Below are 7,408 nucleotides of genomic sequence, written 5' to 3' on the forward strand. Positions count from 1 at the left end.
GGCCGAAGACCGCCGCGGCGGCGACGTAGACGAAGACCGCGAAGCCCAGCGCCCGCAGGCCGACTCGCCACGCGGTCGAGGAGATCAGCCGGTCGAGCCAGGCGGGAGCGGGACGCCCACTGGTGCCGGCGTCGTACCGAGGGGTGCGCCAGGCGAGGGCCAGGACGGTGAAGGAGACCACCAGCGCGGCGACCGCGCCGGCGATCGCCAGCTCGAGGGGGATCGGCAGGTCCTTGGCCCCGCCGATGCCGTGGGCGAGCAGGTCTCGGCCCCCGGGCGCCGTCCCGGGCTCGAGCAGACCCACCTCAGCGGACTTCGAGCTGGACGATCGTGAGCTCGAGGTCGTGGGACTCGACCTCGACGACGCCGGGCTGGTCGATCACCAGGGGGAGGGTGGTGGTGCCGGCTGCGTACTCCAGCTCCTGCTCGGGGGTGGAGTGCACGTGCAGCTCGCCGGGCGCGTCGGCCGTGACGACCAGCTCGATCTCCTCGCCCAGTGGCACCTCGACGCGCTCACCGTTGGGCGTGACGGTGTCGCCCTCGAACGTGATCTCGATGGTCTGCGTGGCCGGATCCGGGCTCTGCGTGGAGTCGCTGGGCGTGCTCTCGGTGGTGCTCGACGACTCGGACGGCGTCGAGGGGGTGGCGCTGCTCTCCGAGTCGGGCTCCGTGGCGGTGTCGTCGCCGCAGGCGGTGACGCCGAGCGTCACCAGCAGCAGGGTCGTGGCCAGCGGGGCGAGCCGCGTCGCGCGCATGTGTTCCTCCGTGGATCGTGGGACCGGGCTTCCACCCGTGTCGGGCTTGGACTCCCGCCGCTCGGGGTGGGAGCCTCTGCCAGAATCCCACGGGGAGCAACACAGTCGGCGTCCGGGCCGTGCCGCGGGCCTCCGGGAGTGTCCGACACCACGACGAAGGGGCTGACATGACCGAGCGGCTGCGGCCGCGGGACCTGGCCCTGCTGGCCACCGAGTCCCCGTCGACACCGATGCACAACGCCACGGTCGAGATCTTCGACCCCGGTGACTCCGGGTTCGACCACGCCCGCCTCGTCGAGCTCATCGCCGACCGGATCGCGTTCGTGCCGCGCTACCGCCAGCGGCTCCAGTCCGTGCCGGGGCGGCTCGCCAACCCCGTGTGGGTCGACGACCCGGACTTCGAGATCGGCTACCACGTACGCCGTTCCGCGCTGCCACGTCCCGGTGACCACCACCAGCTGCGTGAGCTCGTCGCCCGGATCGCGTCCCGCCCGCTGGACCGCGGTCGCCCGCTGTGGGAGATCTACTTCGTCGAGGGCCTCGAGGGGGGCCGGGTCGCCGTGCTGACCAAGAGCCACCAGATCCTGGTCGACGGTCGCGAGACCGTGGACATCGGCCAGGTGCTGCTCGACACGACCCCGGACGCGCGGGACCTGGGCCACGACGAGTGGCATCCACGCGGTCGTCCCAGTGCCCTGGGCCTGGCGCTCGACGCGGTCACCGACACCCTGGAACACCCCGGCACCGCCGTCCAGACGGTCCGGGCGAACGCCGAGGCGGCCACGCGGAGCATCACCTCGACCGCGCACCGGCTCGGTGGCATCGCCGGCGCCCTGGCCGGCCGGAGCCCGGTCCACGGCAGCCCGATCAACCGTCCGCTCTCGCAGCAGCGCCGCTTCCTCGCGGTCCGCACCGAGCTCGAGGTCTACAAGCGGATCCGCACCGTCCACGGCGGCACGGTCAACGACGTCATCCTGGCCACCGTCGCCGGCGCGCTCCGCGGCTGGCTGATGACCCGCACCGAGTCCATGGCCGGGGTCCGCACGATCCGAGCCATGGTGCCGATGTCGGTGATCGACGACGAGCTCGAGGCCACCTCGCTCGGCACCCAGATCGCCGGCCACCTGGTCAACCTGCCGATCAGCGAGGCGTCGGCGGTGGTGCGCCTCCACCAGGTCAGCTACGGCTTCCAGGCCCACAAGGAGACCGGACGAGCCGTCTCCGCTCGCCGCCTGGCGGGGATCGCGGGCTTCGCGCCGACCACCTTCCACGCCCTCGGCTCGCGGGTGGCGGCCGCGGAGGTGCGCCGTGGCTTCCACCTCTCGGTGACCAACGTGCCCGGCCCGCAGTTCCCGCTGTACGCCGCCGGCGCGGAGATGGTGGAGACCTACCCGGTGCACCCGCTGCTGCCCGAGCACACGCTGGCCGTCGGCGTCACGTCGTACAACGGGGGCGTCTTCTACGGCATCACCGCCGACCGGGACGCGGTCCCGGACGTCGACACCCTCGGCCAGTGCCTGCTGGAGGCCCTCGACGAGCTCGCCGAGTCGGCCAGCGGCGCCCGCAAGCGTGCGCCCCGCGGCCGGCGTACGGGGGAGCGGTCGTGAGCGTCCGGGTCTACGTGCCCACGACGCTGGAGCGGCTGGCGCGCATCCACGCCGAGGGTGTCGTCCCCGTCGACGCCGACCCGATCACGGCCGAGGACGCGTCGGAGGAGGCCGAGTACGCCGCCCTGATGACCGCCGCGGACGCGTCGGCCGCGCTGCTGCAGGGCCCCGGACGCCGGGTCGTGCTGGTCGCCGAGATCGCGGACGGAGCGCGATCGGTGCCGGTGGGTCTGGTGGCCTCGGTGCACGTCGACATCGAGGACGACGCCGACCCTGACGACGACCTGGCCTGGTACGCCACCCAGGAGATCCCGGAGCTGATCGCGGGTCGCTAGGGTCGGGCCCATGGACGCGATCACTTCTCCTCCGGCTCCGGTCAACGAGCCGAACCTCACCTACGCCCCGCACAGCCCCGAGCGCGCCGCGCTGAAGGTGGAGCTGGCCCGGCTCGAGGGCAAGCAGCACACGCTGCGGGCCCACATCAACGGCCGCAGGCGCAACGGTGGTGGCGCCGAGATCAAGGTCGTCCAGCCCCACGACCACCAGCACGTGCTGGGCACCTTCAAGAACACCACGGCCAAGGACGCCGAGGCGGCCGTCAAGGCCGCGACGGCGGCGGCCCCGGACTGGCGGGCCATGTCGTTCGACGACCGGGCCGCGATCATCCTCAAGGCCRCCGACCTGCTCGCCGGCCCGTGGCGCCAGCGCCTCAACGCCGCGACCATGCTCGGCCAGTCCAAGACGGCGTTCCAGGCCGAGATCGACGCGGCGTGCGAGCTGATCGACTTCTGGCGCTTCAACGTCCACTACGCGCGCGAGATCCTCACCGACCAGCCGATCGCCAACAGCCCCGGCATCTGGAACCGCACCGACCACCGCCCGCTCGAGGGCTTCGTCTACGCGATCACGCCGTTCAACTTCACCGCGATCGCGGGCAACCTGCCGACCGCGCCGGCCCTGATGGGCAACACGGTGATCTGGAAGCCGTCGCCGACCCAGCAGCTGGCCGCGTCGCTGACCATGGAGCTGCTCGAGGAGGCCGGCATGCCGCCCGGCGTCATCAACATGCTGCCCGGCGACGGACTCGACGTCTCCAAGGTCGCGCTGACCCACCCGGACCTCGCGGGCATCCACTTCACCGGCTCGACGCCCACCTTCCAGCACCTGTGGCAGACCATCGGGACCAACATCTCCGGCTACCGCACCTACCCGCGCATCGTGGGCGAGACCGGTGGCAAGGACTTCGTGGTCGTGCACCCCTCGGCCGACCCGGACGTCGCGCGGGTCGCGATGCTGCGCGGTGCCTTCGAGTACCAGGGCCAGAAGTGCTCGGCCGCCTCGCGGGCCTACGTCGCCCGCTCGGTGTGGGACAAGATCAAGGACCAGCTCGTCGCCGACACCGAGGGCCTCTCGATGGGTGACGTCACGGACTTCTCCCACTTCATGGGCGCCGTCATCGACGACCGGGCGTTCGCCAAGCACAAGAAGGCGATCGCGCGGGTGCGGGCCAACAGGCACCTCACCCTGCTGGCCGGCGGCCAGACCGATGACTCGGTCGGGTACTTCGTGCGCCCCACGATCGTGGTCTCCACCGACGCCTCGGACCAGATGTTCTCCGAGGAGTACTTCGGCCCGATCCTGGCCGTGCACGTCTACGAGGACGACCGCTTCGAGCAGGTCGTGGCCCAGATGGAGTCGTTCGCGCCGTACGCCCTGACCGGCGCCATCATCGCCCAGGACCGCTCCGCGGTGGCGTGGTCCCGCAACGCGCTGCGCTTCGCGGCCGGCAACTTCTACATCAACGACAAGCCGACCGGGGCCGTCGTGGGGCAGCAGCCGTTCGGTGGCGGCCGCGCCTCGGGCACCAACGACAAGGCCGGCGCCGCGGTCAACCTGCTGCGCTGGACCTCGCCGCGCTCCATCAAGGAGACGTTCGTGCCCCCGAAGGACCACCGCTACCCCTACATGGACGTCGAGTGACCCTGCCCCACCCCGTGTCCTCGTTCCACCCGGTGACCCCGTTGCACATGGGGTCGCTGCATCCCTACGAGCAGGCGTTGACCCTCCTGCTCGCGTTCGGTCCGTTCGTGCTCCTCGCGGTGGTCGTCTGGTGGCGCCGCCGCGAGGACGACGACTGACCGGGGGAGCTCAGCGGGCCAGCCACTCCTGACCGACCTCGTGCTCCTTGGCGAGCGCCTTGCCGATCATCTCCGCGATGAGCTTCTCGATCTTTCCCGAGACGAGCGGGATGGACACCTTGACGGTGAGGTCGACGGTCTCGACGGTGCCCGCGCCCGCCGGGTCGAGCTGGATGGTGCCGGTGATGTCGCCGGGCTTGCCCGGGATGGCCAGGTGGATGTCGGCTGCCGTGTCGGTGAGCCAGCGCTCCTGCTGGACGATGACGATCTCGTCGCCGACGATCGTGCGGGCGAACGACGGGAGGTCGCGGGCCGACTGCACCTGCTCGACGGTGACGTGCTTGCCCGAGACCGTGGCGGAGCCGCGCAGGACGTGCTGGCGCTCCAGCACCTCCTCGCGGAACGCGGGGTCGGCGAGCATCGCCGCGACCGCGTCCGGGCCGGCGTCGTAGGCGAGCTCCTTGCGCAGGGACGTGGCCATCAGCGGGTCGTGCCTTCGTGTGTGTGCACCATGGGGCACATCATGGCGGAGCCGGCCGCAGCCCGTCACCGCAGGATGTCTGGCGGACGAGACATCACGTGGTGACCCCGTGTTGTCCCCGTCACAGCAGGGTCCTAGGGTCGGAGCGTGCTCACCACGCTCGAGGACGACAAGGCCGAACTGCTCACCCGGGCCGCCGACGCGGCGCGTCACTCGAAGGGCACCGGAGGACCCGACCACGACCAGGTCGAGGACCTCCTCGTCGCCTACTACCGGCACGTCGCCGCCGAGGACCTCGTCGAGCGCAGTCCCGAGGACCTGTACGGCGCGCTGGCCTCGCACCACCGGCTCGCCCAGGCCCGGCCGCAGGGCACCGCCGCGGTCCGGGTCGTCACTCCCGGCCCCGCCGACGCGGGATGGTCCGCGGCCGGTCACTCGGTGGTCGAGGTCGTCACCGACGACATGCCGTTCCTCGTCGACTCGGTGACCATGGAGCTCTCCCGCCTCGAGCACAACGTGCACGTGGTCATCCACCCGCAGTTCGAGGTCACCCGTGACATCACGGGTGCGCTGCAGACCGTCGGGGCGACCGAGGAGGGCGTGGTCAGCGAGTCGGCCGCCGACGCCCTCGGCGAGTCCTGGATGCACGTGGAGATCGACCGCGTGGTCGACCGGGCCGACATGGATCTCATCGAGGAGTCCCTGCAGCGGGTGCTCCGCGACGTCCGCGAGTCGGTCGAGGACTGGGAGAAGATGCGTGACCGGGCCCTCGGCGTCGTCGAGGAGCTGGTCGCCGACCCGCCGCCCCTCGACGCTGCGGAGGTGAGCGAGGGGGCCGAGTTCGTCCGTTGGCTGGCCGACGACCACTTCACCTTCCTCGGCTACCGCGAGTACCGCCTCGAGGAGGACGGCGAGGACCTGGCCCTGCGGGCCGTCCCCGGCACCGGCCTCGGGATCCTGCGCGCCGACCAGGACATGTCCGACTCGTTCGGCAAGCTGCCCGCGCTGGTGCGCGAGAAGGCGCGCGAGAAGACGCTGCTGGTGCTGGCCAAGGCCAACTCGCGGGCGACCGTGCACCGCCCGGCCTACCTCGACTACGTGAGCGTCAAGACGTTCGACGCACAGGGTGACGTGGTGGGCGAGCAGCGCTTCCTCGGGCTCTTCTCCAGCGCCGCCTACACCGAGTCGGTGGCCCGCATCCCGCTGCTGCGCGACAAGGTCCGCTCGGTGATGCAGCAGGTCGGCTTCGACACGCGCAGCCACGCCGGCAAGGCGCTGATGGACACCCTGGAGAACTACCCCCGCGACGAGCTCTTCCACACCCCGGCCGAGGAGCTCGCGCCGACGGTGCAGGCCGTCATGTACGCCCGCGAGCGCCGCCAGCTGCGGCTCTTYGCCCGTCGCGACACCTACGGACGCTACGTCTCCGTGCTCGTCTACCTCCCCCGCGACCGCTACAACACCACGGTCCGCGAGCGCTTCTCCCAGATCCTCAAGGAGCGCCTCGGGGGCGACAGCGTCGAGTTCACGGCCCGCGTCAACGAGGCCACCAGCGCACGCGTCCACTTCGTGGTCCACCCCCGTCCGGGCGAGACCGTYCCCGATGTCGACGTGCACGACCTCGAGCGCCGGATGGTCGAGGCCTCGCGCTCGTGGCGCGACGACTTCACCGCCGCCGTCGTCACCGAGTACGGCGAGGAGCGTGGCTCGCGCCTGGCCCGCCGCTGGGTGGACTCCKTCCCGGAGGCCTACAAGGAGGACTTCAACCCTCGCCAGGCGGCCGCCGACCTCGGTCGGATCGAGGCCATCGCGGGCGACGAGGGCATCGACCTGGCCCTCTTCGAGCAGGTCGACGCCGGTCGCGGGGAGGCGCGGCTCAAGGTGTTCCGCGTCGGTCCTCCGCTGTCGCTGAGCGGCGTCCTGCCGATGCTGTCCTCCATGGGGGTCGAGGTCGTCGACGAGCGTCCCTACTCCCTGGAGGGCCTCGGGCGTGAGTCGTACGTCTACGAGTTCGGGCTGCGCTACGGTCGCCAGCTCCCGGCGACGGCGCGCGAGCTGTTCTCCGACGCGCTGCGTGCCGTCTGGGAGGGCCGCAACGAGACCGACGGCTTCAACGCGCTTGTCCTCGGTGCCGGGCTCACGTGGCGCCAGGCGACCGTGCTGCGCGCCTACGCGAAGTACATGCGTCAGGGCAACACCCCGTTCGCGCTCGACTACATCGAGGGCGCGCTGGCCAACAACGTCGACATCACCCGGCTGCTGGTCCAGCTCTTCGAGGCCCGCTTCGACCCCGCAGGCGGCGCGTCGGCCGACGACGAGCAGCGCACGGCACGGGTGGGCAAGGTGGAGGAACGGCTGGCCCACGCCCTCGACGACGTGGTCAGCCTCGACCACGACCGGATCCTGCGCTCCTACCGCACCCACATC

Annotated in this window: 6 protein-coding genes and 2 pseudogenes; 5 read left to right on the forward strand and 3 right to left on the reverse strand. The window is 71.5% G+C overall.

What is annotated here, in order from left to right; genetic code table 11:
* Positions 1-304 (reverse strand): annotated as a pseudogene (locus ACXJKL_RS09975) (hypothetical protein); the annotation flags it as partial.
* Position 305: 1 nt separating this feature from the next.
* A complete protein-coding gene (locus tag ACXJKL_RS09980) occupies positions 306-755 on the reverse strand; it encodes a hypothetical protein (protein WP_457206904.1) in 450 nt (149 codons plus the stop codon).
* A 167-nt stretch (positions 756-922) separates the two neighbouring features.
* Here ACXJKL_RS09980 and ACXJKL_RS09985 point away from each other — a divergent pair, with 167 nt between their 5' ends.
* Genes ACXJKL_RS09985 through ACXJKL_RS10000 form a run of 4 tightly spaced genes read left to right on the forward strand, consistent with a single transcriptional unit; the run spans position 923 to position 4,500 of the window.
* Positions 923-2,362, forward strand: coding sequence for a WS/DGAT/MGAT family O-acyltransferase (locus tag ACXJKL_RS09985; RefSeq protein ID WP_457206905.1), 1,440 nt, complete (start codon positions 923-925; stop codon positions 2,360-2,362).
* The gene (locus ACXJKL_RS09990) at positions 2,359-2,697 is read left to right on the forward strand and encodes a DUF6912 family protein (protein WP_457206906.1); all 339 of its coding nucleotides are present in this window, start codon (positions 2,359-2,361) and stop codon (positions 2,695-2,697) included. Before ACXJKL_RS09985 ends, ACXJKL_RS09990 begins: the two co-directional genes overlap by 4 nt.
* Before the next feature lie 10 nt (positions 2,698-2,707).
* A complete protein-coding gene (gene pruA / locus ACXJKL_RS09995) occupies positions 2,708-4,342 on the forward strand; it encodes an L-glutamate gamma-semialdehyde dehydrogenase (RefSeq protein ID WP_457206907.1) in 1,635 nt (544 codons plus the stop codon).
* Positions 4,339-4,500, forward strand: a complete 162-nt coding sequence (locus tag ACXJKL_RS10000) for a hypothetical protein (RefSeq protein ID WP_457206908.1) — start codon at positions 4,339-4,341, stop codon at positions 4,498-4,500. Before pruA ends, ACXJKL_RS10000 begins: the two co-directional genes overlap by 4 nt.
* A 10-nt stretch (positions 4,501-4,510) precedes the next feature.
* On the opposite strand, the gene ACXJKL_RS10005 is transcribed toward ACXJKL_RS10000, so the two are convergent.
* Positions 4,511-4,981 (reverse strand): DUF2505 domain-containing protein, encoded by a 471-nt coding sequence (locus ACXJKL_RS10005; protein ID WP_457206909.1) that lies wholly within the window; start codon positions 4,979-4,981, stop codon positions 4,511-4,513.
* Between the two features lie 147 nt (positions 4,982-5,128).
* Between ACXJKL_RS10005 and ACXJKL_RS10010 the strand changes: the two are divergent.
* Positions 5,129-7,408: pseudogene (locus ACXJKL_RS10010) on the forward strand (NAD-glutamate dehydrogenase); the annotation flags it as partial.

Source organism: Nocardioides sp. P5_C9_2, from assembly GCF_054049555.1.

Coding starts and splice junctions, on each gene's coding strand:
- ACXJKL_RS09980 (WP_457206904.1), bottom strand. CDS start 755: ATGCGCGCGACGCGGCTCGCCCCGCTGGCCACGACCCTGCTGCTGGTG.
- ACXJKL_RS10005 (WP_457206909.1), bottom strand. CDS start 4,981: ATGGCCACGTCCCTGCGCAAGGAGCTCGCCTACGACGCCGGCCCGGAC.
- ACXJKL_RS09985 (WP_457206905.1), top strand. CDS start 923: ATGACCGAGCGGCTGCGGCCGCGGGACCTGGCCCTGCTGGCCACCGAG.